A 24,884-nucleotide genomic window follows, 5' to 3' on the forward strand; every position below is an offset into this window, starting at 1 on the left:
CGAAACCACTGCGGGGCGGAACGCTCCCAGGACGAGAGTCCGCAGGACCGACACACGCCCTAATCCGGAACACTGTCGATCCACTCCCGCCAAGTACGCCCGCACCGCCCGCTCCTCGGCACCCCACCCCAACATCCCGCCGCACCCGGCACCCGGCACCCGGGCCCCACCAGGCACCCAGGCCCCCAACCGGCACCCAGGCCCCACCCGGCACCCCGCCCCACCCGACACCCGCTCCTAATCAGCACCTTGTTCACCGGCATGGCGTGGGGGGAGGGCTCCGCAGGCCGGCATGGCCCAGGGTGTCGCCGTGTCCACAGGCACCGTGCCCGCCTACCGCACGAGCCGACTCCGAAGCGCGGTTATATCCCCGTCCTCCAGCCCGTGCCCACGCAGATGAGCCTCCACATCCAACCCATCCAGCACACCCAGTAGCGCTGCCCGGGCAGTCGTGTCCTTGCTAGCGAGGATGTCCCGGATCTCCTCGGTCTGGTCATCGATACCGAGCACCTCGAACAGCGGAGGCAGACGCTCAGTGCTCAGCTCGTAATCCGACGCGATGTCAGCAGGCGCCACCCCGGCCAGGGTCAGCAACAACATCACGACGAGCCCGGTGCGGTCACGTCCAAGCCCGCAATGAACGAGCACTCCTCCCGGCCGCGCACGAGCGACGGCCGCGACAGCCGCCACGCACTGCCGCGCCTTCCGTTCGATGAAGACCCGGTAGTAGAGCGGCGAACCATCGAGCCGGTTGTCCCACAGGTAGTTCCAGAACGCGGTGTCCGCGGCATCATCCAGCGGTACGCGCACGGTGGTCAGACCGGTCGGCCGATCCCACTTATCCTCCCGGCGTTCGTCGTCGTTGCGCAGATCAACCACGGTCCGAACTCCGTGCTCGACGAGCGCCGACCACCCCTCCGAAGTCAGCCTCTCCGGGTTGTCCGAACGAACTACGGCCCCACCACGAATAGCGCCGCCCCCGGCCACCGGTATGCCACCAAGATCCCGCACATTGAAGCATCCCTCCCATTCGAGATGCCGTACAACGTCTCCGGAGCCCTCACCTGCAGAAACCGCGCGCAACTCGGGCATTTGCGTGGATTCATTCATGCATTCTGAGACGCGCCGTCGCAGACCTTTGTTGTCTCCCGTCGATCATCACGCAGGACCGATCACGCAGGGCCGGTCGCCAGGGCCGATCACGCAGGGCCGATCACGCAGGGCTGGTCGCCGGGGCTGGTCACCAGGGCCCGGTCATCCAAGGCCGATCGCTCAAGGCCGATTACTCGAAGCGTTCCACCCAAAGCTGCCCACCCAAAGGCGTCCACCAGAAACGGTGACCTTGACCCCCGGGCGAGCGCCACCCAGTTATCCACAACCGAGCACCCCAGTGCCGCACTTATCCACAGAACGCCGCTCGCCTCCCCAGCCTCAACCCGGGTTCGGCGACCCTTGGACTCCCGCCGGACAAGCCGCCGGCCCTTAACACCTGGAGGCAAGATGCAGAGTCCCGCCACCACGCCAGACGACATCGAAGCCACGCCAGACCACGCCTACCTCACCACGTCCGCTCATCCACGCCGCCACTTCATCCGCAGCCCGACAGCCACCCCACCCTCGCGCCCCAACCCGAAGCCCACAACGACACACGCCCAAACACCCGGCCTCATCGCCAAGGCCCACAGACCCCACACAGCCCCTCAAGCCGCCGCCGTCCAAGCCCCAAGGCAAGTGCGACCCTCAGCCGAAACGCATAATCCATCCCAAACCCGCAGGTCACCCTCAGTCCGACAGCAAACACCGATCTCAACGCAAGCCCCAACCCCAGCCTCGGCCCAAATCCTCATCCCAGCGACAGCCAAAGCATCACTTCATGCGTCAGCCAAGCCGCCGGCTCGGACGTCCGCTCGGACCTCGAATCCAGCGTCCACTCAAGCTCCTGTCCAAGCGTCCGCTCAAGCTCCTGTCCAAGCGTCAGCGTCAGCCCCTGATCCCGCATCAGCACCAGTCCACAGCCCTGTGCCCAGCCGGCCCGCCCGAATCACGTGGCCGCGTTTCAGTAAGTGGGTCCACTATGCGGCCGTCAATCGAGAGCGCGGCATGTCCACAGCCGAATACGCGGTAGGAACCATCGCAGCCTGCGCTTTCGCCGCACTCCTCTTCAAAGTCGTAAGCAGCCCTGAAGTGCAGGAAATGCTGACAGCCCTCATCAATCGAGCACTCAACACCACCAAGGAATGACACCCCGCCACACGGGGACCTCCATGAGCGCCAAGCGGACGGCATCGCGAGGTTCGGTCACTGCTGAGACCGCCGCGATGCTGCCCGCGCTCATGGTCGTCCTGGCGGCCGCTCTGTGGGCCATTCAGACGGTCAGCGTCCAACTCGAATGCGTGGACGCTGCTCGCGCCGCCGCCCGAGCCGCAGCCAGGGGTGAGGCACTGGACCAGGTCCACGAACTCGCCCGAGCAACAACGAGCCCGAACGCCCAAGTGGTCATAACCCGCGACACAGAGTTCACGAAGGTGCAGATCACCGTAGAAGTACGCCCCTCCTGGGCCCAGTCCCTCCCGGCAGTCAATGTCTCAGCCACGGCCACCGCGAGCACCGAAACCATGACCCAGCACGGCGATGCTCCCGGCCCCAGGCATGAACTGCCACCCTCGACAGACAGGAGCTGACCATCAAGCAGCACGAACGAGGCTCGGCCACCCTCTGGGGCGTGGCGCTCATGGGCCTGCTGATGGCGATCGCCACGGTGCTCGCCACAGTCGGTTCCGTACGCGTCGCCCGCCACCGCGTCAACGGCGCAGCGGACCTCAGCGCCCTGGCCGCCGCCAAGCTGGCGCTGATCGATCCAGAGAACGCCTGTGGCAGAGCTTCGGCAGTGGCCGCCCAGAACGGCGTCGAGTTAACGCGATGCGCCGTGAACGACGACGTCGCCGATGTCTGGACCGCACTCCCGATCTCACTCCCGTTATTAGGCACCCGCACCCTGACGGGCAGATCACGCGCCGGCCCAGCAGACCCCACCCCAACGTGAGTCCGGCCCATCCACGTACGAGCTGAAAGTGCCGCGCTGTGATCAGTGCGGCACAGGCCAGAAAGCAGAAGTAGCCCTCCGCCGCCCGCCATCGCTAAAGAGGCTTCGACGATCCTGGGCGCTCACGCTGGTTGGCCGAGCTGGCCAAACTCGTGCCGATGTGGGTGAACGGAAGACGGAGATGGAGATCGCGTGCGGGGGAGCACGTCAGTTCGCTGTTGCTGTTGCTGTTGGGACCGGGTCCAGCCGGGCTCGGCCGAGCAGGTCGCTTCAGTCGCCCCGATCCATGTCGGCCAGCTCAGGTAGCGCCAGGAGGGTCGATCGAGCTGAGTCAGGCGGGGCTAGGCCGAGCTGGCCCGAGCCAGAGCAGGTCGGTCCGAGTCACGCAGGGCCAGAAGGGTCGAGCCAAGTCAGGCCGCTCCAGGTCGAGCCAAGACGAGCCGCTACCGGTGGGGATGAGCCAGGCGGGGCTAGGGTCAGGCAGGGTCAGGAGGGCCGATCGAGCCAAGTCAGGCGGGCTAGATCAGGCAGAGCCGGGGAGAGTCGAACGAGCCGAATCTGGCGGGGCCAGGTCAGGCCGGACCGAGTCAGGCTGCTCGAGGCCGAAGCTTAGCCAGCGAGGGCAAGGTCAGGCGGGCCAGACCCGGACGACCCGAGCCAGAGCAGGACCAGGCTGGCCTTGCCCAAGTCAGTTCGGCCCAAGTCAGGTGGACCCGCGCCAGGTGGTCCCGAGTCAGGCGGGCCCGAGTCAGGTGGGCCCGAGTCAGGTGTGGGGCCGAGTCAGGTGTGGGGCCGAGTCAGGTGGGGTGGGGCCGAGTCAGGTCGGCCCAAGCTATGTGGGGCCAGGTCACGCAGGGCCAGAAAACCCGATCGAGCCACGTTAGGCGGGTCGGCCGGACCGGCCCGAGCCAGAGCGGGACCAGGCTGGGCTGGCCCGGACCAGAGCGGGACCAGGCTGGGCTGGCCCGGGCCAGAGCGGACCGGGCCAGAGCGGACCGGCCAGAGCGGGGCGGGCGACCGAGCTCATCATCCGGGTCTCCGCCAGGCCCGCGTCGCCACGAAGGACGCCGACCTGTCAGAGCAGGGCGCGGGCCAGAAAGTTGCCCCCCACGTCATGTGACGAATGGGGCCTACGGGGCTAGGTCGCAATCGAGTCACGACTTCTTGGACGTGGTGTCCAAGAATTGGTTATGTCCCGTAAGGTTCCGCTTACCCTCGGTCCATGCCGTATGTGACAGGGAGTCTGGGAGAGCAGGAACGCAGTCGCTAAGGTGCGGGTCCAGGGACGGTCGGTGACCGTATCGGCCGGCGCACTGCACTTCCGGTCGTCGCGTGAACGCCCCGAGGGTGCTCAGGCGGCGCGAGGCTCTCGTTGGAGGGAAGCGTCGTGACGGTAGTCGGCAGAATGGTGGCCGCAGGGACGATCGCGGTCGGATTCCTCGCCTTTTGCGGTTCCGCCCATGCGGCCGTCGCGACACGACAAACGGGCTCTGCGGGACATGGCGCTAGCGCCGGTTGGGCTCAGTCGGTGTTGCGAGCCGGTGCTCCCGGCATGGCCAACTCGACCTGGCGGGCCGGCTCAGCGGGGCAGATCACCTCGCCCTCTGACGGCCAGGTGGTGTCGAGCTCTTCTGTCACTGTTTCGGCGCGTACGGACCTGATGCAGTTGACGGTGGGGCTGTACGTCGAAGGGCCCTCCACGCCCAGCCAGAAGGTCGCCGCCGGCGGAGCCAACCAGACGATCTCCGGGACGTTCGAGGCCGGTGACGCACCCAACGGCTCCTTCACCGTGATCCTCAAGGGAGAGCTCACCGGGACCAAGTACGCGAGCAGCACGTTCAAGTTGCGCCGGCCCGCCGCGGCACCGGGGAACGTGCACGCGAGCAAGCAGGGGACCGAGAAGGTCGCCGTGACCTGGAGCAAGGGATCCGAGCCCGACCTGCAGTCCTACGAGGTCTCCAGCACCCAGTCCGGCGTCGTCGGGAGGCTGCCTGCCGACAGCGCGTGCTCCGGCTCCTCGTGCAAGGCGGTGCTCGCCGTGCCGGCCAAGGCGGCGGGGCAGAGGGTCGGCTTCACGGTGAAGGCATTCCGAGGGGACGGCGACGGCGGGTCGATCGCCTCCGACGACTCGGCGGCGGCGTACATCGCCTTCCCCGCCGCGCCGTCCGCCCAGCCGACGAAGAAGAAGACGACCGACAGTCGGCAGACGACGAGAAGTAGGGACCCGAGGGGCGTCGAAGCGCTGCCTACCCTGCCCTCCAAGAGACAGGCCGTTCCCTCGGCCAAGCCGACGACCCGCAAGCCGGCGACGACGAAGCTCCCTGGCATCCCCGATGCCGATCCGAACGGGAACCTGCCGATCCCCGAAGCAGACCAGCAGGGTGAGAACGGTGGGCTGGTTCCGGCGGACGCAAAGGGCGGCGACTATTCGGCTCCGGTACAGAGCGACGGCGTGAGGGCCCAGTCGAGTGAGTCGCCGATCGGGAACATCGGGCAGTACGGGCTCTACGTGGCGGGAGGAATCGTCCTGCTTCTGCTCGGCGCCCATGCGGGTGCGTGGGCACGGCGGCGCGCGCTCGCCACGGAAGGGGGCGCTTCCACGCCTCCATCTGCGGCCGCGGCCCAGGCGAGCGCACCGATCGGCGTGGTGTCGCCGGCCGCCAGGGTCGTTACCGGGGCGGAGAGTGCTCAGGCGGTGGGCGGTTCATCGCCGGCGGTGTCGGTGCGGCGTCGGCCCGCCGTCATTCTGGCGGTGGCCAGGACCCGTGTTCCCGAGGCGGATCCGTCCAGAACCGCACGACCGGAGCTGGACCCGGACGCCGACCTCGACGTGAAGACGCCGCTGTCGGCGGCGGCGGGCGTGGAAGCGCCGCAGGACGCTCGGGGACGGCAGCAGGCGGTGGCCGGTGAGCTGCCGTGGGAGATGCATGAGCGTCAATTGGATGCCGCCGACGGGTCGTCGTTGGAGGGTCCGGTGCATGAGGGGGAACGAGTTGATCGTCCGTCCTCCGATGCTCGTAGGCAGGGAGGGGAGACGACTGGTCGTTCGTCGGCCGGTGCTCGTATGCCTGAGGAGGAAACGACCGGTCGATTGTCGTCCGACGACCGTAGGCGAAGGGATGGGGCGGCTGGTCGACTGTCGTCCGATGCTCGTGAGCAGGAGTCGGGGGTTGTTGGGCGGTTGCCGTCCGATGCTCGTGGGCGAGAGCGAGAGCGGGAGCGGGAGCGGGAGCGGGAGCGGGAGCGGGAGCGAGAGCGAGAGCGAGAGCGGGAGCGGGAGCGGGAGCGGGAGCGGGAGCGGGAGGCGGCTGGTGAGGTGCCTTCAGGGGCTGGCGGGCGGCAGGTGAGGACCGTTGGTGAGCCGCCGTACAGCTCTCGGAGGCAGCGTCTGTCGTCGGGCGCTGAACAGTCGTCGAACGGCGGGGAGCCGGCGTCGAACGGAGGGGGCGGAGCGCGGTCGTCGTCATACGGCGAGGGCGTGGCGCGGTCGTCGCATGGGGAGGGATCGGCGCGGTCGTCATACGGCGAGGACGTGATGCGGTCGTCGTATGGCGAGGGGTCGGCTCGTTCGTCGCACGACGGCGAGTCAGGACGGTCGTCGTGCGGTGAGGCGGCGGTGCGGTCGCGTGCGGCGGGTTCGAGGCCGGATGGTGCTCGTCGGTCGGCTCATCTTGCTGACTCGGACTTCTACCTGCCGGGACCGTCGTCGCGGGTCGCGGCTCCGTCGCCGTATGTGGCCGACGCGTTCTCGGTTCATGTCGATGTGGAGCACGTACGGACGACGGATGTGGAGCGTGTACGGACGCGGGACGAGGGGCGGGGAGGGCAGGAGGCGCACGGGGTGGCGGTGCGGCTCGCTCTTCCTCGTTCGGCGGTGACCGATGTGACCGATGTGACCGATGTGCCCGAGTCGGCCGCGGCGGCGCTTCCGGCGCGACTTGAGGAGCGTTGGGACGACTATCTGCCGCCTGCGCCCAGGTCCATGGAGGACAGCGGGTTCTGGGAGCGTCCGCAGCCGGGGGCGGGTGATTTCTGGGCTGCCGATGATGATGCGGCTGAAGGTGATGACAAGGGCGGGTCGCGGAGTTTTGCGGGACGTCGGCATTCAGGGGGCGAGAGTTAGCAGGTCTGCCGGTGTGTGGAGGTGTTGGTCAGGTTTGGAAGGCGTGGGCCTGATCAGGTTTGAGGGCACATCTGAAGTCAGGTTCGTCAAACCTGAACTGCTTCGCTTCGGGCGTAGGTGTGGCCTTCCTTCGCTCTGAAGTCCCTGATGTCCGACAGGTGGCGGTTATGCGCGTAGCCATGGCGATCAGCCGGCCCACCCGGGCTTCGCCGAGGTCGCGACCGGTGTTGGTCATGGGTGACTCGGAAAGCGACGGGCTCTTGTCGGTGTGCTTGGTCCTGGATGTCTGGTCGGGGTGGTCGCGCTTTGGGGTTCATCGAGGAGGCAGGAGGGTGTCGAGGAGGCGGACGGCGCCTCGCTTGTGCAGGGGTTCGTTGCCGTTGCCGCACTTCGGGGACTGGATGCAGGACGGGCAGCCCCGTTCGCACTCGCAGGACAGGATCGCCTCGCGCGTGGCCGTGAGCCAGTCCGTGGCGCGGGCGTAGCCGCGTTCGGCGAAGCCGGCGCCGCCCTCGTGGCCGTCGTACACGAAGACGGTGAGTAGGCCCGTGTCGGCGTGCAGTTCGGTGGAGACGCCGCCGATGTCCCAGCGGTCGCAGGTGGCGAAGAGCGGGAGCAGGCCGATGGAGGCGTGCTCGGCCGCGTGGGCCGCGCCGCCGAGGTCGATGCCGGCTTCGGCGAGTGGGGCCACCGCGGAGGCGGGGAGCGTCCACCAGACCGCTCGGGTGCGGAGGGTGCGGGGCGGCAGTTCCAGGGGCTCGTCGCCGAGCATCTCGCCGGACTGGAGGCGCCGTTTGAGGTACGAGACCACCTGGCGGGTCACCTCGACCTCGCCGAAGTGCAGGGTGCCGGAGCCGAGAGCCGTGGAGCGTTCTGTGGAGAGGATGGAGATGTCGGTGATGTCGCGCGCGAACGTCGTGTAGTCGGGATTCGCGCTGGAGACCAGCGCGACGCCGGCTTCCAGGTCCAGGAGCTCCACCAGGAACGTCTCGCCCTGGTGGAGGTAGATCGCGCCGGTGTGGACCGTCGTGTGCGCGGAAGGCTCGTCCACGCTGCCCAGGAGGCGGCCTGTGGACGACTCCACGACCTGGATGGGGGCGCCCCCGCCGCCGCGGATGTCGGCGAGGTCGGTGGCGCGCTCGCGCCTGGTCCAGAACCAGCCCGCCGGACGCCGCCTGAGCAGGTTCTGCGCCACCAGGTCCGCGAGCACGTTCGGCGTGGTCGGCCCGAAGATCGGCAGATCGTCCTCGGTCAGCGGGATCTCGGCTGCGGCGGCGCAGAGGTGGGGGCCCAGGACGTACGGATTGCCCGGGTCCAGGACGATCGCCTCCACGGGCTGACCGAACAGCGCCTGGGGGTGGTGCACGAGGTAGGTGTCGAGCGGGTCGTCCCTGGCGATCAGTACGGCGAGGGCGTCCTGCCCGTCGCGGCCCGCCCTGCCTGCCTGCTGCCAGAGGGACGCTCGGGTGCCCGGCCAGCCCGCGATCAGGACGGCGTCCAGACCTGAGACGTCGACGCCGAGTTCGAGGGCGTTCGTGGTGGCCAGGCCCATGATGGTGCCCGCGCGCAGGGCCTTCTCCAGGAGGCGGCGGTCTTCGGCGAGGTAGCCGGCTCGGTAGGCGGCGATCTTGTTGGGGAGGTCGGTCAGGTCGGAGTCGAGGCTGGAAGGGGGGTGGGGAGCGTCGGGGATCGCCCAGGTCAGGGGGCTTTGCGGGGTGGTGATGTCTTGCTGGTTCTGCTGGGCTTGCCCGCTGTGAGGGTCGTCGCGCAGGTCTCGCTGACTCTGGGTGCTTTGCGCGCCTTGCGAGTCCTGTGGGCTTTGAAGGTCTTGCGGGTCTTGAAGATCCTGAGGATGCCGCGGGCTTCGGCGGTCCTGAAGGTTCTGCGGGTCCTGAGGATGCCGCGGGCTTCGGCTGTCGCGGGGGTTCTGCGGGTCCTGGGGATCCTGCGGGCTTCGGGGGTCCTGAAGGTGGTCTTGAGGGTCTTCAGGAGTGAGGTCCGGTGCGTCGGAGGCCTGCGTCGGGGTGGGGGCGTTTGTGGGGGTTGGGAGGGGGACGGGCGGTGTGTTGGGGGTGGGGAAGGGCGGGGAGATGGAGAAGGCTACGTCGGCCAGTTTGGCGCGGGCGGACAAGGCGACTGTTTCGGCTCCTCGGCGGGAGCGGATGAAGGCCAGTGTGCGTACGTCGGCGAGGACCAGGTCCGCCAGGAGGTCCGCCGCCTCGGCCGTGGCCGTCCGTCGTACAGGAGCCCCTCCTTCGCCCCGTAGCTCCGTCAGAGGCGGCTCCCACAGCGCGATGGTGGTCGACCCCTTGGGTGAGGCGTCCACCGTCACCTCGTCCATCTCAAGCCCCGTCAGCCTCATCGCGAACGCCCCGGGCTCGCTGGCCGTCGCGGAGGCGAGCAGGAACGTGGGGTGGGAGTTGTAGCGGGCGCAGGCGCGGCGCAGGCGGCGCAGGATCTGGGCCACGTGCGAGCCGAAGACGCCGCGGTAGCCGTGGCACTCGTCCACGACCACCATGCGCAGCCGGCGCAGGAACGACGACCACTGCGCGTGGCGGGGCAGGATGCCGCGGTGCAGCATGTCGGGGTTCGTTAGGACGTAGTTGGCGTGCTGGCGTACCCAGGTGCGTTCCTCGAACGGCGTGTCGCCGTCGAAGCAGGCCGCTCGCACCTGGGTGATGCGCAGTTCGCGCAGGCCGCGGAGCTGGTCTGCGGCCAGGGCCTTGGTCGGCGTCAGGTACAGGACGGTGCCGCCGTCGAGACACGAGGCGATCGCCGGAGTGAGGTACGCCAGGGATTTTCCCGACGCCGTACCCGTGGAAATGATCACGTTTCGGCCACGGAATGCCAGGTCGGCCGCTTCGTACTGATGAGGCCAGAGTCCTGTCACCCCGCGGTTCGCCAAGCGCGTAACAAGTACTTCAGGCGTCCAATCAGGCCATTGGACTTGACCCGCCTGACGTGCTGGAACATGCTCCACATGGGTGACACGCTCGTGACGTGCGGGAACGCCGAGCAGGTGCTGGAGGAGTGGACCTGCCTGTTGTGGGGAGGATCCGGAGGAAGTCACTGTTTCCAGTCTCGCATCGGTGGGCAGAGTCGCCGGGAATCGTGATTTCGTATAGACACAAGCCAGGCGCGTGGTTGAATGCCGCGCGTCAGGGTCGGACAGTCTGGGGCCACGCTCCAGATTGCCAGGCCCGCAAGAGTACTTTCGCAGGCGAGGCGCTGGAGGATCTGTGGATCTGAAGTTGGATCACCGCACCGAAGATCGACTCACCATCGTGGAGGTCGAGGGTGAGATCGATGTCTACACGGCGCCGAGATTGCGTGAGCTTCTCATCGACCTGGTCAACAAGGGCAACTTCCACCTTCTTGTGAACATGGAGAAGGTCGACTTCCTCGACTCCACGGGCCTCGGGGTCCTGGTCGGGGGGCTCAAGCGGGTACGCGCGCACGACGGCTCCCTGGAGCTGGTCTGCACGCAGGAGCGCATCCTCAAGATCTTCCGGATCACCGGTCTGACCAAGGTCTTCGGGATCTACGCTTCGGTCGACGAGGCCAAGGAAGCTCACGGCAAAGACAAGTAGCATGGCTACCGTCGAGCTGACGTTCAGCGCCCTTCCCGCACATGTGCGGACCGCCCGGCTGGTCGCCACGGCGATCGCCCGGCGCACCGGCGTGGAGGAATCCCTGCTGGACGAAGTCAGGCTCGCTGTGGGGGAGGCGTGTTCCCGGGCAGTCGAGGCGCATCGTGCGCACTGTCCGGGCGAGCCCATCCGCATCGAGCTACGTGACGACTCCGGGCGGTTCGAGGTCACGGTCAGTGACCTGGCCCCCAGCGATGAGATCAAGCAGGAACAGCCCCTCGACCTCGGCATGCTCTCCGACTCCTTCATGTCGAACTTCGGCATCGCGGTCATCGAGGGTCTGGCTGATGACGTCGAGGTGTTCCCCAGCCCCAAGGGGACGAACATCCGGATGAGCTGGCCGGCGGCTGTCGGCGTCTGACGAGGTCTGACGGATCGGCCGGGTGGGTCGGGTCGCCTGGGCCGGCCGGTTGGGGTCGGTCGGGTCGCCTGGGTGGTCGGGTCGCTTGGGTCGGTTCTTCGGTTGGATCGGTCAGAGCCGTCAGGTCGGTGGGTGGTCGGCGTTTCATCGCTGGCTGAACATGGTGCCCTTGGGGAGCCGCCTGGGGGTCGGCAGTTGGTTGGGGCAGCGGTTCCATGATCGACTGTTCGGCTGCTCGATTGTTCGGGGCTCTGTGCGTCTGTTGGTCGGGGAGTCGGCTGTTCGGCGGTACTGCGGGCGGTTTCGGGGGGCCTGGTGAGGGTTTCTCCGCGGCGTTCCTACCTCGTCTCGTGACTCTGCTGACGCCGCGTTGGTCTGGTCTTGCGTGGCCGGTTCCGGGTGAGTGGTTTCGGGTGACCGGAGCTGGCGGTTGGTTCGAGTGAGCCGGTTCACGGCGGTTGGTTCCGGGCGGGCTGTTTCGCGCGGGCTTGAGCGAGGTCGAAGGGCTGAGCGAGGGCAGGGCGGACTGGGGCATGTGCGGGGTGAACTGCTGTACGGGGCCGCGCGGGGTCGCGGATGGCAGACACCGGCCTCGGGTGGCGGGCGCCTGGTACAGGGCGGATCACGGCCACGTGTGTAGGCGGCTTGCCTAGGGGTGAGCGGAAGCACTGCGGACACGCGCTCGTGCAGGTTGAGCGGGGTTCAGGGCAGCCTTGCATTGGTACGGGGGCTGAGCCGGGCCGCTGTGGACGCATGCCTCTACGGGGTGAGCGGGCTACCCCGTTAGTGCGTGTACCCGTATGGGGCTGTGCAGGTCGTAGTGGATGCCGTCCTCGTCTGGGTGGGCTCGTACGGGCTGAGTTGGGTGGCTTGCGGACATGCTGCTCGTGTGATCCGCAGCTGTATGCGGGGTGGGGGTTGGCAAGCCGCGAGGGATGGATGGGCGGTGGTTTGGCTCCCTGCGGCCGGCTGTCATGATGTCTGGAATTCTGATGCGTTCTCCTTGGTCGCCACCTTCACCGGGACCGCCACCGTCTTCTCGACGGTTTCGCCCTTGGCGAGTTTGACGGCCGCGTCCACCGCTTCCTGGCCCAGCAGGCGGGGTTGCTGGGCGATGGAGGCGGCCATCGTGCCGGCCTTGACTGCGGCTATGCCGTCCGGGGTGCCGTCGAAGCCGATCACCTTGACCTGCTGCCCGGCCTTGGCACCGAGTGCTTTGATCGCGCCCAGGGCCATTTCGTCGTTCTCGGCGAAGACGCCTGTCACGTCGGGGTGTGACTGGATGAGGTTGGTCATCACGTCCAGGCCCTTGGTGCGGTCGAAGTCGGCCGGCTGCTTGGCCACGACCTTGATCCCCGGGTAGGCGGCGATGCCTTCGGTGAAGCCCTGGCCTCGGTCGCGGGAGGCGGAGGTGCCGGGGGTGCCCTGGAGGACGACCACGGTGCCCTTCTCGCCGAGTTGCTTGGCCAGCTCCTGCGCGGCCAGTTTTCCGCCCGCCACGTTGTCGGAGGCGACGGTCTGGGCCACCTCGGCTCCGTTGACGCCTCGGTCTGCGGCGACCACCGGGATGCGTACCCGTTCGGCCGCCTTGACCGCCGGAGCGGCGGCGTCGGAGTCGACCGGGTTGATGATGACCGCCTTCATGTTCTGGCTGGTGAAGTTCTGGACCTGGTTGACCTGCTGGGAGGCGTCGTTCTGGGCGTCGGTGACGGTCAGTTTGGCCCCGAGCTTGGCGGCCTGGGCCTGGGCGCCGTCACGGAGCTGGACGAAGTACGGGTTGTTGAGCGTCGACACCGACATGCCGATCTTGATGTCGCCCGCGCCCGCGCCTGGGGAGGCGGTGGAGCCGTCTCCACCCCCGGAGGTGCCGCACGCCGCCAGGCCCAGGGTGAGGCATAGGGCGGATAGGGAGAGCATGGTCAGGCGGAGTACGCCTCGATGGGTCCCTGGTTGTACGCCCAGAGAGGGCGCGGGGTGGTCGAGCGCGGGCTTGTGGAGTGCGGGTTGCTCCTGTCGGGGTGTGGCGGGACATGGCACGGCCTGGTGGTGCGCGGGCTGGTGAGATGCAGGCGAGTCGGACACGGGGCGGCAGGGCGCGACCGGGTGGGTCGTGGCCTGCTGGGGTGCGGCAGTTGGATAAGGCGTGGGTGGGTTGGACGCAGGGCGGTGGGAGGCGGCCGGGTCAGGCGCGGGTTCCTGGTATGCGACCAGGTCAGGTGTCAGTTGGTGGCGTTCGGGCTGGCTGGGCGTGAGCTGGTGCAGTGTGGGTTGGCTGGGCGTGGGTGGGTTGGGCGCAAGGTGGTGGGATGGGGCCAGGTCCAACGTCAGGCGGTGGGGTGCGGGCTGGTCCGGTGTGGGCTGGCTGGGTGTGGGTTGGACGGGCGTGGGCTGGCTCAGTGCGGGATTGCCGGGCGTGGGCTGGTTTGGTGCGGGGTGGCTGGTTGTGGGCTGGTTCCGTGTTGGTTGGGTTGGTGTGGGATGGCGCATGACTTTCTCCTAAGTGGTGGTTCGGCGGCGGAGGGTGTCGACGAGGACTGCTAGTGCGATGACGACGCCGATCACGACCTGCTGCCAGAACGCGGACACCGACAGCAGGTTCAGGCCGTTGCGCAGGACGGCCAGGATGAGGGCGCCGACGAACGTGCCCAGTGCGCGGCCCTTGCCGCCGGACAGGCTGGCGCCGCCGATCACCACGGCGGCGATGGCGTCGAGTTCGTAGCCGGCCGCCGCCTGTGGTTGGGCTGAGGCCAGGCGGCTGGCCAGGACGATGCCGGCCACCGCCGCGAAGCCGCCGGACAGTGCGTACGTGACCAGTTGCTGGCGGTCCACCTTGATGCCCGAGAGTCTGGCGGCCTCGGCGTTGCCGCCGATGGCGTACATGGCGCGGCCCGGGTAGGTGCGGTTGAGGATCACGGCCGTGATCACGCCCATGATCACCATGACGATGACGGGGATCGGCAGGTAGAGGCCGAGGGTGTCGCCGAGGTGGGAGACGGTTTCCGGCATCGCGATCGGGCTGCCCTGCGAGACGACCAGGGCCAGGCCGCGGGCGATGCCGAGCATGGCCAGAGTGGCGATGAACGGCGGCAGCTTCCCGTACGCGATCAGTGCCGCGTTGACGAGCCCGCACACGACGCCCACGGCCAGCGAGATCACGGTGGCCAGCGGCCACGGCAGCCCGGCGGTGGTGGCGGTCCAGGCCAGCGTGATCGCCGACAGTGCCGCCACCGAGCCGACGGACAGGTCGATGCCGCCGGTCACGATCACGAACGTGGAGCCGAATGCCAGGATCGCGGTGACGGCGGCCTGGACGCCCACGTTGAGCAGGTTCGTCACGCTGAGGAAGTCGGACGACAGAAGTGACAGCGCCACGACCAGCACGACGAGCGCCGCCAGCGCACCGTTCTCGGCGAGCCAGGCGGCGGCCGGTGACCGCCGCGCGAGCACGTGTGCGTCAGTGGGCATAGGGTCCCTCCAGCACGAGTACGTGAGCGGATGCGGGAGTCTCCGTCGTGGGTACGTGAGCGGACGCGGGAGTCTCCGTCGTGAGTGCGTGAGCGGGCACGGAATCCTCCGCCTCGGTGGTGGCCGGTGCCGTCACGTCGTTCAACCAGGTGGCGGTCGATGGTCGGTGCGCGAGGGCATGCGTGTCAGTGGGCACGGGAGCCCTCCACCTCCGTGACGGCGAGGGCCATCACGTCGTCCTGGGTGGCCTCGGTGGCGCGGAGTTCGCCGACGAGGCGGCCTCGGGCCATGACCAGGATCCGGTCGCTCATCCCGAGCACCTCCGGCAGGTCGCTGGAGATCATCAGCACCGCGTGCCCCGAGTCGGTGAGGGCGTTGACGAGCTGGTAGATCTCGACCTTGGCCCCGACGTCGATGCCCCGGGTCGGCTCGTCGAGGATGAGGACGTGGGCGTCGGCCACCAGCCACTTGCCGATGACCACTTTCTGCTGGTTGCCGCCGGACAGGGTGCGGACCTCCTGGTCGAGGCCCGTCATGCGGATGCCGAGCCGTTCGGCGACCTGGGCGGCGGCCGTGCGCAGCCGGGTCCGGTCCACGAAGCCGGCGCGGGTGGCGTCGCGCATGGTGACCAGGCCGAGGTTCTCGCCGATGCCGGCGCCCAGGACCAGCCCCTGGCCCTTGCGGTCCTCGGGCACCAGGCCGAGGCCCGCCTCCATGGCGGCGTGCACGTCGCCGGGCGGCAGTCGTTCGCCGCGGACGACGACCTCGCCCGAGTCGTAGCGGTCGGCGCCGAAGACCGCGCGGGCCACCTCGGTGCGGCCCGCGCCCACGAGCCCGGCCACGCCCACCACCTCGCCCGCGCGTACCTCGAACGACACGTCGTCGAACGCGCCCGCGCGGGTCAGCCCGGACACCCGCAGCAGCGGCTCGCCGCGAGGGGACGGACGGCGCGGGTACTGCTGGTCGATGGGCCGGCCGACCATGAGCCCGACGAGTTCGTCGCGGCGGGTGTTCGCCGGGACCTCGGCCACGGACCTGCCGTCGCGCAGTACGGTCACCCGGTCGCCGATCTCGGCGATCTCCTCCAGGTGGTGGGTGATGAAGACGATCGCGACGCCCTCGTCGCGCAGCTGCCGCACGATGGTGAAGAGTTTGGCGACCTCGCTGGTGGTGAGGACGGCGGTGGGCTCGTCCATGATGAGGACGCGGGCGTGCAGCGCCAGGGCCTTGGCGATCTCCAGCATCTGCATGCGGGCGATGCCGAGACGAGCGACCGGGGTGCGCGGGTGCACGTCCACGCCGACCCGGTCGAGCAGCCGGGCGGCGTCGCGTTCCATGCGGGCGACGTCCACGAAGCCGAATCTGCGTGGCGGGCGGCCGAGCGCCAGGTTCTCCGCGACCGTGAGCTGCGGCACCAGGTTGAACTCCTGGTAGATGGTCGCGATGCCGAGCCGCTGGGCGTCGCCGGCCGAGTGCGGGTGCACGAGACGGCCGTCCATGCGGACCAGGCCGCCGTCGGGGCGGTAGGCGCCGGAGAGGATCTTGATGAGGGTGCTCTTGCCGGCGCCGTTCTCGCCGAGGAGGACGTGGACCTCGCCGGTGCGCAGGCTCAGGTCGACGCCGTCGAGCGCGACGACGCCGGGGAAGACCTTACGCAGGCCTTCCGCTCTGAGAACTTCCTCCCCACTCACATAATGTAATTATCCGTTACGGACAGTGGTGAATCATCGGAGAGCCCGCGCCCGGGAGGTGTCGGGCGCGGGCCGTGTTACCGAGGGGTGGTCAGGGCTTGCTGATGCGGACCGCGTCCGCGATGACGTAACCGGTGCCGGACGTCCACCGGCTCACGCCGACGACGTTCTGTGTGCCGGCGTTCAGGGAGAACGTCCCGATGCTGCGCCAGGCCCCGCCTCCGGAGCGCTGGTCGACGTAGACGGTCTGGTTGCCGCCCGCCGTCGCCACGATGTACGGCGCCGAGCTGTTGTATCCGGTGTCGGCCGGGTACCAGACCTCGACCTGGTAGGTGCCGGCGCTGGGGATCGTGGCCGAGTACCAGGCCGGGTCGCTGGCGGAGACCGGGTCGGCGAAGCGGTAGTCGGCGCCGTGGCGCTGGCCGGAGTAGGTGGAGGTGCCCCAGTTGGCGCTGGCGGTGAACTGGCCGGAGGTGGCGTTGTCGACCGTGGTGGTCCACGAGGGGGTGCCGCCGCCACCGGTCACGTAGTTCATGTATGTGGTCCAGTTCCAGTGCGAGCCCGGGTCGGTGTGGGTCGCGCCGGGGACCTCGTTGTGGCCGATGATGCCGGTCCGGTTCTTGGGGATGCCGTACTTGTCGCACAGGGCGCGGGTGAGCGCGGCGGAGGCCCGGTACATGGCGTCGGTGAACCACGAGGCGTCGTTGACGAAGCCCTCGTGCTCGATGCCGATCGAGCGGTTGTTGTAGGAGGAGTTGCCGGCGTGCCAGGCGACGTCCTTGTCGCGCACCATCTGGGTGATGGCGCCGTTGGAGGACTTGACCACGTAGTGCGCGGAGACCTGGGCGCTCGGGTTCTGGAACCAGGAGATGGTGCCGGCGTACGAGCCCTGGGTGACGTGGATGACGACCTTGTCGATGTTGTAGCTGGTCTCCCGGTTGGAGACCCGGTAGTTGCTGGAGCTGGCCGCGACCCAGGCGGCCGGCGGGTAGTCGGGGCTGGCCACGGCGGCCTGGGCGTCCACGCCGCGGGCGTTCAGGTCGCGGGCCTTGGCCAGGTCGCCGCGGTCGGCGGTGACCTCCTGCGGCTTGACCCGCACGCCGCGCAGGTCGATGCCGAGGCCGAGCCCTTCGTAGACGGCGTCGGCGTACAGGCGGGCCAGCTCGGGGGAGGCGGCGTTGCCGTACTGGGCGACGGCCTGGTACCAGCGGCCGGCGTCCTTCCTGGCGCTCTCGTCGAGGCCGAGCTTGTCGGCGTGGGCGCGCAGCACGGCCGCGCCGCCGAGGATGTTGGCCGCGTCGTCCGACTTGAGCTTGTCGGCCGGGAGCCCGGTGAGGTCGGCGGCCCGTTCGAGCGAGTGGTTGGTCGGGTTGCTGACCAGGTGCATCACGCCGTAGCCGCCGCTGGCGCTGGGCTCGCCGGCGTGGCCGTCGAGGTGCGTCTCGGCGTAGGCGAGGGCGACGAGCAGGTCACGGGGTACGTCGTGCGCGGCGGCGGCCTTGGCGAACGCGGCCGGCAGTGCGGGCTCCTTCGCCTGGGACCAGGCGGGCTGGCCGGCGGCGACGAGGATGACGGCGAGGATCGAGGTGGCGAGGGCTGCTAATCGCGTGCGGGCGAGAGTCATGTGAGGTGCTCCTCGTTCACAGGTGACGGGTGCAACTTACGGCAGCTTCTGACTTATGTCGATAATTGACATTAACTCTGAGTTAGGTGAAACTTTTCGCCCTGTCATGTGGCGTCCGAGATTGGGCCCCCGTGAAACTGCTGAAAACTATTGCGCTCGTCGACGAATGCACTGAAACTTCCCTTCGTGACCGCGCTCCTGCGTACCCTCATGGCGGCGCTCACCGCCGCCGCACTCGTCAGCATCGTGGCCCCGTCCCAGCCGACCCCCGCCGCCGCAGCCGCCTGCGCCGTCGATCCCGCCACCCCGAAGCGCCAGCTCAGGGCCATGTGGATCTCGTCGGTGGCCAACATCGACTGGCCCAGCCGCACCGGGCTGAGCGTGGCGGCGCAGCAGGCCGAGTTCCGCGCCTGGCTCGACCTGGCCGTGGCCAAGCGGATGAACGCCGTGGTGGTGCAGGTCAGGCCGACGGCGGACGCGTTCTGGCCCTCGTCGTACGAGCCGTGGTCGCAGTGGCTGACCGGCACCCAGGGCGGCAACCCGGGCTACGACCCGCTGGCCTTCATGGTCGCCGAGGCCCACGCCAGGAACCTGGAGTTCCACGCCTGGTTCAACCCGTACCGGATCGCCAACCACGACGATCCGTCCAGGCTGATCTCCAGCCATCCCGCCCGGCGCAATCCCGGCTGGCGGTTCGCCTACGGCGGCAAGCTCTACTACAACCCGGGCATTCCGGAGGTACGCGACTTCATCGAGGACGCGATCATGGACGCGGTCTCCAGGTACGACGTGGACGGCGTGCACCTCGACGACTACTTCTACCCCTATCCGGTGAGCGGGCAGGCCATTCCCGACGCGGCGGCGTACGCGCAGTACGGCGGCTCGTTCTCCAACGTCGGCGACTGGCGGCGGGAGAACGTCAACCTGCTGGTCCGCGAGCTCGACCAGCGCATCCACGCGGCCAAGTCGCACGTGTCCTTCGGCATCAGCCCGTTCGGCATCTGGCGCAACAACGGCACCGACCCGCTCGGCTCGCGCACGTCGGGGCTGCAGTCGTACGACGCGATCTACGCCGACAGCAGGAAGTGGGTCAAACAGGGCTGGGTGGACTACCTCGCCCCGCAGATCTACTGGCACATGGGCTTCGCCACCGCCCCCTACGAGGTGCTCACCGCCTGGTGGTCCGACGTCGTCCGGGGCACGGGCGTGCAGCTCGTCGTCGGCCAGGCCGCCTACCGCGCCGGCGCCTCGGGGCAGGACGCCGCCTGGCAGGACCCGGCCGAGCTGAGCGACCACCTGACCGACAACCGGCAACATCCCGAGGTCGCCGGCGACATCTTCTTCAGCGCCAAGGACGTCAGGGCCGACCGGATCGGCGCGTTCACCAGGGTCGTCAACGCTCACTACACCAGGCCCGCGCTGCTGCCGGCCCGCGGCACGGCCGCCGCCCCCGCCGCGCCGTCGATCACCTCGGCCACGCGGGGCTCGAACGGCGTCCAGCTCGCCTGGACGGGCTCGGCCACGTCGTACGCGGTCTACCGGGTGGACGGCAGCCCGACGAGCGCCGACCCGTGCTTCTTCGCCGACGCCCGCAACCTGGTCGGGACCACCCGGCAGAAGACGTTCACCGACACCGGCGCCGGCGGATCGGCCTACACCTACTACGTGGCCGCGCTCAACCGCACCCACCAGGAGAGCGCGCCCAGCGCGGGCAAGGCCGTCGGCCAGGGCGGCGGCGGCGCGTTCAGCGTGGTGATCGACAACGCCGGGCCCGGGTTCGCCGCCGGCTCGGCCTGGGGCACCTCCACCTACTCCCCGCAGCTCCACGGCGCCGACTACCGCTTCGCCGAACCCGTCGCGGCGAGCGATCCGGCCTGGTTCAGCGCGGCCGTCCCGAGTGCGGGCGACTATCGGGTGGAGGTGTGGCATCCGGCCGATCCCGGCTACAACAGCGCGACGCCGTACATCGTCGCGGCTTCCGGGGGGAACCGGACGGTCACTCTCGACCAGCGCACGGGGGGTGGCGCCTGGCGCAGCCTGGGCACGTACCGGCTGGACGCGGGCACGTACAACGTGGTCGGGGTGAGCCGCTGGACCGCCACGACCGGGTACGTCATCGCGGACGCCGTCCGGATCACCCGGCTCTGACCGGCTACGAAAGTAGGGGTGGGCACGTACGGCGGGTGATCGTACGATGAGGCCGTGGACGGTGCCCGCCCGCGGCCGATCGACGCGGTCGCGGCCCTGGCCGCGGCGGGTCTGACGCCTGTGGCCGGCTACTCGGGCACGGGCCTGGTGCTCCTGCTGGCAGGGGTGCTGCCGGTGTTCTGGATGCGCCGGGCGCCCCTGGTCGTGGCCTGGATCGGGGCCGGCATCGCGGTCGCCGTGCCCGCCCTGTCGTTGCTCGCGCCGTCCGTCGTGCCCCTTCCGCCACCGGACACGCTGCTCTGGCCGCCCTTGGGGCCGTTCGCCGCCTACGCCGCGGTGGCGTACGCGCGCGACAGCCGCCCGCTCTGCCGCCGGCTGCCGGTGCTCGTGCTGGCCCTCGGCGTCCTTTCCCTGCCCGACCGGTTCGGGCTCGTCGCCAGGTCCGAGGCGGTGATCGCGCTCGCCGTCCTGTACGGCCTGTACGTCTCCGTCAGGGAACGCCTCCGCGCCGAGCTGGCCGAACGCGCACAGCGGATCGAACGCGAGCGCCTGGCCGGCCAGCTGCACGACGTGGTCACCCACCGGATCGGCCGCATCGTGCTCCAGGCCGGCGCGATGGCTCTGGCGGCCGGCGACGAACGCGCCAGGGCGGCGGCCGAGGACATCCGCACGACCGGCTCCGAGACGCTGGAGGAGTTACGCCACATGACCGCGCTGCTGCGGCGGGGCACCGGGGAGGGCTTCGACCTGGGGCTGCCCCTGCCGGACCTGCGGCCCCTGGTGATCGAATCGGCGCAGGCCGGCGTGCCCGTCGAGCTGTCGGTCGAGGGCACGCCCGTGCCGGTGCCCGGGCCGGTGGGGCGCAGCGCGTACCTGGTGGTCGAGGCGGCCCTGGCCAACGTGCGCGAGCACGCGCCGGGGGCGGACGTGCGGGTGCGCGTCCGCTACCCGCCCGGCTACGTGCGGATCGGCGTGCGCAACTCCGCCGGGCGGCCCGGCGCCTGGGTCAGCGTCGCCGGGCCGGGGCCGAGCCTGACCGACCTGCGGCGGCGGGTGGAGGTGGCCGGCGGGACGCTGGAGAGCGGGCCGCTGGAGGACGGCGGCTTCCACGTCGAGGCCACCTTCCCGGCCGCCTGAACCGGTGCGCCGCCCCTTCCCGGCCGCCTGAAGCGGAGGGCGTTCAGGAGCCGTAGATCACCGACAGAAAGCGCACCAGCACGTCCTCTCGCGAGGCGGGCGGCAGCGCGTCCAGCACCGCGTTGACCATCGCCATCTCCGGCTGCCCCGCCCCCGGCCGCAGGTCCACCCCTACCGACGCGCTCAGCTCGGCGAACGACGCGTCGTCGACGGCGTCCAGGTCCAGCCCCGCCACCAGCTCGACCAGCCCTTCCGGCAGCACGACGGGCCCGCGTTCCCTGGCCGCCTCGGCCGACTCGGCGATCACCTTGAGCATGGCCTCCACCCCGGCGAGCGTGACCCCGGTGACCGTGATGTGCAGGTTGGCGGGGATGCCGGCGTACGAGAGCTGGGGCTGCAGGAACCAGCCCCGCGCCCGCGCCTCGTCGGCCAGCACGAACACGTCGACGCCGTCGCCGGCGAAGGCCACCAGCGACGACTCGGGCTCGCCGAGCACCCGCAGCCCGGGGATGGCGGCCAGGCCGGCGCGCAGCCTGGTCGTCGCCTCCAGCGTGGCCCGGCCCAGCTCCGCGTACCCCTGCCGGCCCAGCGCCTGAAGGGTGGCCCAGGCGCCGCCCAGCGGGCCGGCCGACCGGGAGCTCTGCACGGTCGCGTTGATGATCGTGTACCCGGGCCAGGCGGCCGAGGCGAAGTACGCCCGCCGCCGCATCGCGGGATCGGCGAACAGCAGGACCGAGGCCCCCTTGGGCGCGTAGCCGAACTTGTGCAGGTCGCAGGAGATCGAGGTCACCCCGGGCACCGACAGGTCGAACGGCGGCACCGTCGCCCCCGCTTCACGTAACCAGGGCAGCAGCCAGCCGCCCACGCACGCGTCCACGTGGAACGGCACGCCCGCCGCCGACGCCACGGCGGCCACCTCCTCGATCGGGTCGATCACGCCCTGCGGGTAGGACGGCGCGGAGGCGACGACGAGGACGGTGTCCGGGCCGATCGCCGCCGCGACGTCGTCGGCGCGCACCTTGTACGTCGACAGGTCCACCGGCAGGGCGACGACCTCGACCCCGAGGTAGTGCGCCGCCTTGTGGAAGGCCGGATGGGCCGTGACCGGCAGGACCAGGTTGGGGCGGTCGCGTCCGGCCTGGTCGCGGGCCGCCTTGACGGCCAGCATGATCGACTCGGTGCCGCCGCTGGTGAAGATGCCGTGGCCGCCGCCGAGCAGGTCGGCGACCGCGCCGACGACCTGCCGCTCCATCTCGACCACGCTGGGGAACGCGGTCGGGTCGAGGCAGTTGACCTCCAGCATCTCCAGGTAGGCCCGGGTGGCGGCGTCGTTCACCTCGGCCCGCCCGGTGTCGTAGACGTAGGCGGTCACCTGGCCGCCGCGTACGGGCAGGTCGTGCTCCTTGAGCCGGGCGACCTCGGCGAGCAGGTCTTCCGTGGTCCTTCCGGCCGGGGGCAGGTTCACGCGGCCTCCTTCGTTCTCGTGGGGGTGAGCCTTCCGTACCTGACGACGAACGGCAGGCTGATCAGCATGAGCAGGGCGGGCAGCGCGGTGAAGCCGAGCAGCAGCCCGGTCAGCGCGCCGGGCGGCTGCGCGACCGGCGCCTCGGTCGGCGCCGAGGTGAATCCCGACAGGGTCAGCACCAGCGCGAACAGCCCGGGTCCGAGCGCCAGCCCGGCCGTCTCGCCCGCCGTCCACAGGCCGGTGAACGCGCCGGACTGGGCATGGCCCGTACGGGCGGCGTCGGCGTGCACGGTGTCGGGCAGGAGCGACAGCGGCAGCAGTTGCAGCGCCGCGTAACAGACCCCGGCCAGGGCGGTCAGCGCCAGCGTGGCGATCAGCCCGCCCGAGGCGATGGCCGGGATCAGCGCGACCGCGACGCCGCAGAAGCCGACGGAGGCGGCCAGGTAGCAGCGCACCGCCCCGTGCACGCGGGCCAGCCAGGCCCAGCCGGGCACCGCGAGCATGCTCGGCCCGACCAGGCAGACGAACATCACCGACGTCAGCCCGTAGTCGCCCAGCCGGTACGACGCCACGTACGGCGCGCCCGCCAGCATCACCGCCACGGCCAGCGCCTGCGTCACGAAGGCCGCCAGCAGCACGAAGAACGGCCGGTTTCCCCTGGCCAGCCGGAAGGCCGCCACGGGGCCGAGCTGCCTGGGCCCCGGCCTGGACGGCACCCAGCGGGTGGCCAGCGTCGAGCCGGCCAGCGCCGCCGCCATGATCGCGCCGATCGTCACGCCCATCACGGCGTATCCGGCCCGGCCGCCTCCGGCCAGATCGACCACGGCCGGGGCCAGGCCGCCGGCCACGAGGATGCCCACGGTCAGGCACACCACCCGCCAGGACATGATCCTGGTCCGCTCGCCCGGATCGGGCGACATCTCGGCCGGCAGCGCCACGTACGGGACCTGGAAGCAGGCGAAGGCCGTGGCCGCCAGCAGGAACGCCGCCCCGGCCCAGAGCGCCCCTGGAACGTCGCCCGGCACCGCGAACATCAGCGCGAACGCCACCGGCAGCGCGGCCGAGCCGGCCGTCAGCAGGCGCGTCCTGCGGCCGGTCCGCACCGCCTCGCGGTCGCTGGCGGCGCCCACCAGGGGGTTCAGCAGCACGTCCCAGATCTTGGGCGCGACCAGCACGGCGCCCGCCACGGCGGCGGGGACGCCGAGCATGTCGGTCAGGTAGTACAGGAGCAGCAGGCCGGGAACCGCCGAGAACACGCCGGTCCCGACGGAGCCGACGCCGTAACCGAGCAGCCGGCCCCTCCCGAGCCGGCTCACCGCGGGCGCCGGCGCCGGCCGGGCCGGCGGCTCCCGCCGAGCCGCAGCACCAGCCCGCCGAGCCGCAGCACCAGCCCGCCGCGCCGCAGCACCAGCCCGCCGCGCCGCAGCACCAGCCCGCCGCGCCGCAGCACCAGCCCGCCGCGCCGCATCACCGGCCGGTCGGGCCGGATCATCAGCCGGCCGGGCCGCCTCACCTCGGGTCGCCGGGGAGGCCGAGGGTGCGGTGCAGGCTGGCGTGCAGGTGGGCGCGGAAGCGGCGCAGCGCGGCCCGGTCGCCCGAGCCCCTGCGCCGGCCCTCGGCGTCCAGCACCCCGCCCTTGGCGAAGCCGTGCACGGACCAGATCACCGTCCACACGGTGTACTCCAGGTCGACCTCATCGGAGATCAGCCCGGCCTCGACCGCGGGCCGCAGCGCGCCGGTCACGGTGGCGAGCAGCGGCTGCACGTACTGGCGTTCCAGCTCGGTGATGTCGCTGGCGTCGGAGAGCCAGCGGTGCATCCACAGGGCGGGCACCTCGGGGTTGTCCACGCAGAAGTCGAGGTAGTCGTCGGTGAGCCCGTGGATGGCGGCGACCGGGTCGGCGGCGCCGGGCAACCGGGCGAGCGCCGTCTCCAGCGCCGCCTTCTCCGCCTGGTGGGCGCGCTCCATGACGGCCAGGTACAGCTCGCGCTTGCCGCCCACGTGGTAGTTGACGGTGGCGATGTTCAGCCCGGCGGCCTCGGCGATCTGCCGGGTGGAGGTGCCGTCGTAGCCGAGCGCCGCGAACAGGTGTGTGGCCACCTTGAGTATCAGGCCGGCCTGGGTGCTTTCGCCGGGTGTCATACCACCGAAGGTAGTTCGGTCACCCCTTCTCGGTC

General features: G+C 70.1%; 17 protein-coding genes and 1 pseudogene. 8 read left to right on the forward strand and 10 right to left on the reverse strand.

The annotated features are described in order from the left end of the window. Positions 1-333: 333 nt before the first annotated feature. Positions 334-1,110, reverse strand: coding sequence for a tyrosine-protein phosphatase (locus B0I32_RS19305; RefSeq protein ID WP_342751754.1), 777 nt, complete (start codon positions 1,108-1,110; stop codon positions 334-336). A 390-nt stretch (positions 1,111-1,500) separates the two neighbouring features. On the opposite strand from B0I32_RS19305, the gene B0I32_RS61415 reads away from it, so the two are divergent. The 4 genes from B0I32_RS61415 (at position 1,501) to B0I32_RS57750 (ending at position 7,166) form a co-directional block, all read left to right on the forward strand. Continuing rightward, entirely contained in the window at positions 1,501-2,241 is a 741-nt protein-coding gene (locus B0I32_RS61415; protein ID WP_342751755.1) for a DUF4244 domain-containing protein, read from the forward strand. Positions 2,242-2,264: 23 nt separating this feature from the next. Next, complete coding sequence (locus tag B0I32_RS58855) at positions 2,265-2,681, forward strand: TadE family type IV pilus minor pilin (RefSeq protein ID WP_281262611.1); 417 nt, start codon at positions 2,265-2,267, stop codon at positions 2,679-2,681. 2 nt (positions 2,682-2,683) lie between these two features. Then, complete coding sequence (locus tag B0I32_RS19320; protein ID WP_281262613.1) at positions 2,684-3,043, forward strand: Rv3654c family TadE-like protein; 360 nt, start codon at positions 2,684-2,686, stop codon at positions 3,041-3,043. A 1,552-nt stretch (positions 3,044-4,595) separates the two neighbouring features. Beyond that, on the forward strand, positions 4,596-7,166 hold the full coding sequence (locus tag B0I32_RS57750; protein WP_181307558.1) for a hypothetical protein: 2,571 nt from the start codon (positions 4,596-4,598) through the stop codon (positions 7,164-7,166). Between the two features lie 313 nt (positions 7,167-7,479). Here B0I32_RS57750 and B0I32_RS19340 read toward each other — a convergent pair whose 3' ends face one another. Continuing rightward, on the reverse strand, positions 7,480-9,996 hold the full coding sequence (locus B0I32_RS19340; protein WP_245955917.1) for a DEAD/DEAH box helicase: 2,517 nt from the start codon (positions 9,994-9,996) through the stop codon (positions 7,480-7,482). 409 nt (positions 9,997-10,405) lie between these two features. Between B0I32_RS19340 and B0I32_RS19345 the strand changes: the two genes are divergently transcribed. Next, positions 10,406-10,756, forward strand: coding sequence for an STAS domain-containing protein (locus tag B0I32_RS19345; protein WP_043629845.1), 351 nt, complete (start codon positions 10,406-10,408; stop codon positions 10,754-10,756). A 1-nt stretch (position 10,757) separates the two neighbouring features. After that, positions 10,758-11,177: an ATP-binding protein gene (locus tag B0I32_RS19350; RefSeq protein WP_106241154.1), complete on the forward strand. Its 420-nt coding sequence runs from the start codon at positions 10,758-10,760 to the stop codon at positions 11,175-11,177. A gap of 972 nt (positions 11,178-12,149) precedes the next feature. Here the strand turns inward: B0I32_RS19350 and B0I32_RS59960 are convergent. From B0I32_RS59960 to B0I32_RS19370, 4 genes and pseudogenes are all read right to left on the reverse strand, one after another. Then, positions 12,150-13,094: a D-ribose ABC transporter substrate-binding protein gene (locus B0I32_RS59960; protein ID WP_245955918.1), complete on the reverse strand. Its 945-nt coding sequence runs from the start codon at positions 13,092-13,094 to the stop codon at positions 12,150-12,152. A 588-nt stretch (positions 13,095-13,682) separates the two neighbouring features. Continuing rightward, a pseudogene (locus B0I32_RS19360) lies at positions 13,683-14,642 on the reverse strand (ABC transporter permease); the annotation flags it as partial. Between the two features lie 185 nt (positions 14,643-14,827). Next, the gene (locus B0I32_RS19365; RefSeq protein WP_106241161.1) at positions 14,828-16,333 is read right to left on the reverse strand and encodes a sugar ABC transporter ATP-binding protein; all 1,506 of its coding nucleotides are present in this window, start codon (positions 16,331-16,333) and stop codon (positions 14,828-14,830) included. A gap of 91 nt (positions 16,334-16,424) precedes the next feature. Continuing rightward, on the reverse strand, positions 16,425-17,957 hold the full coding sequence (locus B0I32_RS19370) for a golvesin C-terminal-like domain-containing protein (protein ID WP_106241163.1): 1,533 nt from the start codon (positions 17,955-17,957) through the stop codon (positions 16,425-16,427). Positions 17,958-18,143: 186 nt separating this feature from the next. On the opposite strand from B0I32_RS19370, the gene B0I32_RS19375 reads away from it, so the two are divergent. Together B0I32_RS19375 and B0I32_RS19380 are read left to right on the forward strand one after the other, a co-directional pair. Continuing rightward, complete coding sequence (locus tag B0I32_RS19375) at positions 18,144-20,105, forward strand: family 10 glycosylhydrolase (protein WP_106241166.1); 1,962 nt, start codon at positions 18,144-18,146, stop codon at positions 20,103-20,105. Between the two features lie 54 nt (positions 20,106-20,159). Continuing rightward, positions 20,160-21,242, forward strand: coding sequence for a sensor histidine kinase (locus tag B0I32_RS19380; RefSeq protein WP_106241168.1), 1,083 nt, complete (start codon positions 20,160-20,162; stop codon positions 21,240-21,242). Between the two features lie 43 nt (positions 21,243-21,285). Here the strand turns inward: B0I32_RS19380 and B0I32_RS19385 are convergent, their stop codons facing one another. Genes B0I32_RS19385 through B0I32_RS19400 form a run of 4 tightly spaced genes read right to left on the reverse strand, consistent with a single transcriptional unit; the run spans position 21,286 to position 24,849 of the window. Next, positions 21,286-22,707, reverse strand: coding sequence for a pyridoxal phosphate-dependent decarboxylase family protein (locus tag B0I32_RS19385; protein ID WP_106241170.1), 1,422 nt, complete (start codon positions 22,705-22,707; stop codon positions 21,286-21,288). Beyond that, positions 22,704-24,023, reverse strand: a complete 1,320-nt coding sequence (locus B0I32_RS19390; protein WP_106241172.1) for an MFS transporter — start codon at positions 24,021-24,023, stop codon at positions 22,704-22,706. The genes B0I32_RS19385 and B0I32_RS19390 overlap by 4 nt, the downstream gene beginning before the upstream one ends. Next, positions 24,020-24,199, reverse strand: coding sequence for a hypothetical protein (locus tag B0I32_RS19395; RefSeq protein WP_146178225.1), 180 nt, complete (start codon positions 24,197-24,199; stop codon positions 24,020-24,022). The genes B0I32_RS19390 and B0I32_RS19395 overlap by 4 nt, the downstream gene beginning before the upstream one ends. A 17-nt stretch (positions 24,200-24,216) precedes the next feature. Continuing rightward, positions 24,217-24,849: a TetR/AcrR family transcriptional regulator gene (locus tag B0I32_RS19400; protein ID WP_106241176.1), complete on the reverse strand. Its 633-nt coding sequence runs from the start codon at positions 24,847-24,849 to the stop codon at positions 24,217-24,219. Between the last annotated feature and the right edge of the window lie 35 nt (positions 24,850-24,884).

This window comes from Nonomuraea fuscirosea (assembly GCF_003001935.1).
GTDB lineage: Bacteria > Actinomycetota > Actinomycetes > Streptosporangiales > Streptosporangiaceae > Nonomuraea > Nonomuraea fuscirosea.

Coding starts and splice junctions, on each gene's coding strand:
- B0I32_RS57750 (WP_181307558.1), top strand. CDS start 4,596: ATGGCCAACTCGACCTGGCGGGCCGGCTCAGCGGGGCAGATCACCTCG.
- B0I32_RS19370 (WP_106241163.1), bottom strand. CDS start 17,957: ATGACTCTCGCCCGCACGCGATTAGCAGCCCTCGCCACCTCGATCCTC.
- B0I32_RS58855 (WP_281262611.1), top strand. CDS start 2,265: ATGAGCGCCAAGCGGACGGCATCGCGAGGTTCGGTCACTGCTGAGACC.
- B0I32_RS19395 (WP_146178225.1), bottom strand. CDS start 24,199: ATGATCCGGCCCGACCGGCCGGTGATGCGGCGCGGCGGGCTGGTGCTG.
- B0I32_RS59960 (WP_245955918.1), bottom strand. CDS start 13,094: ATGCTCTCCCTATCCGCCCTATGCCTCACCCTGGGCCTGGCGGCGTGC.
- B0I32_RS19305 (WP_342751754.1), bottom strand. CDS start 1,110: ATGAATGAATCCACGCAAATGCCCGAGTTGCGCGCGGTTTCTGCAGGT.
- B0I32_RS19350 (WP_106241154.1), top strand. CDS start 10,758: ATGGCTACCGTCGAGCTGACGTTCAGCGCCCTTCCCGCACATGTGCGG.
- B0I32_RS19400 (WP_106241176.1), bottom strand. CDS start 24,849: ATGACACCCGGCGAAAGCACCCAGGCCGGCCTGATACTCAAGGTGGCC.
- B0I32_RS61415 (WP_342751755.1), top strand. CDS start 1,501: ATGCAGAGTCCCGCCACCACGCCAGACGACATCGAAGCCACGCCAGAC.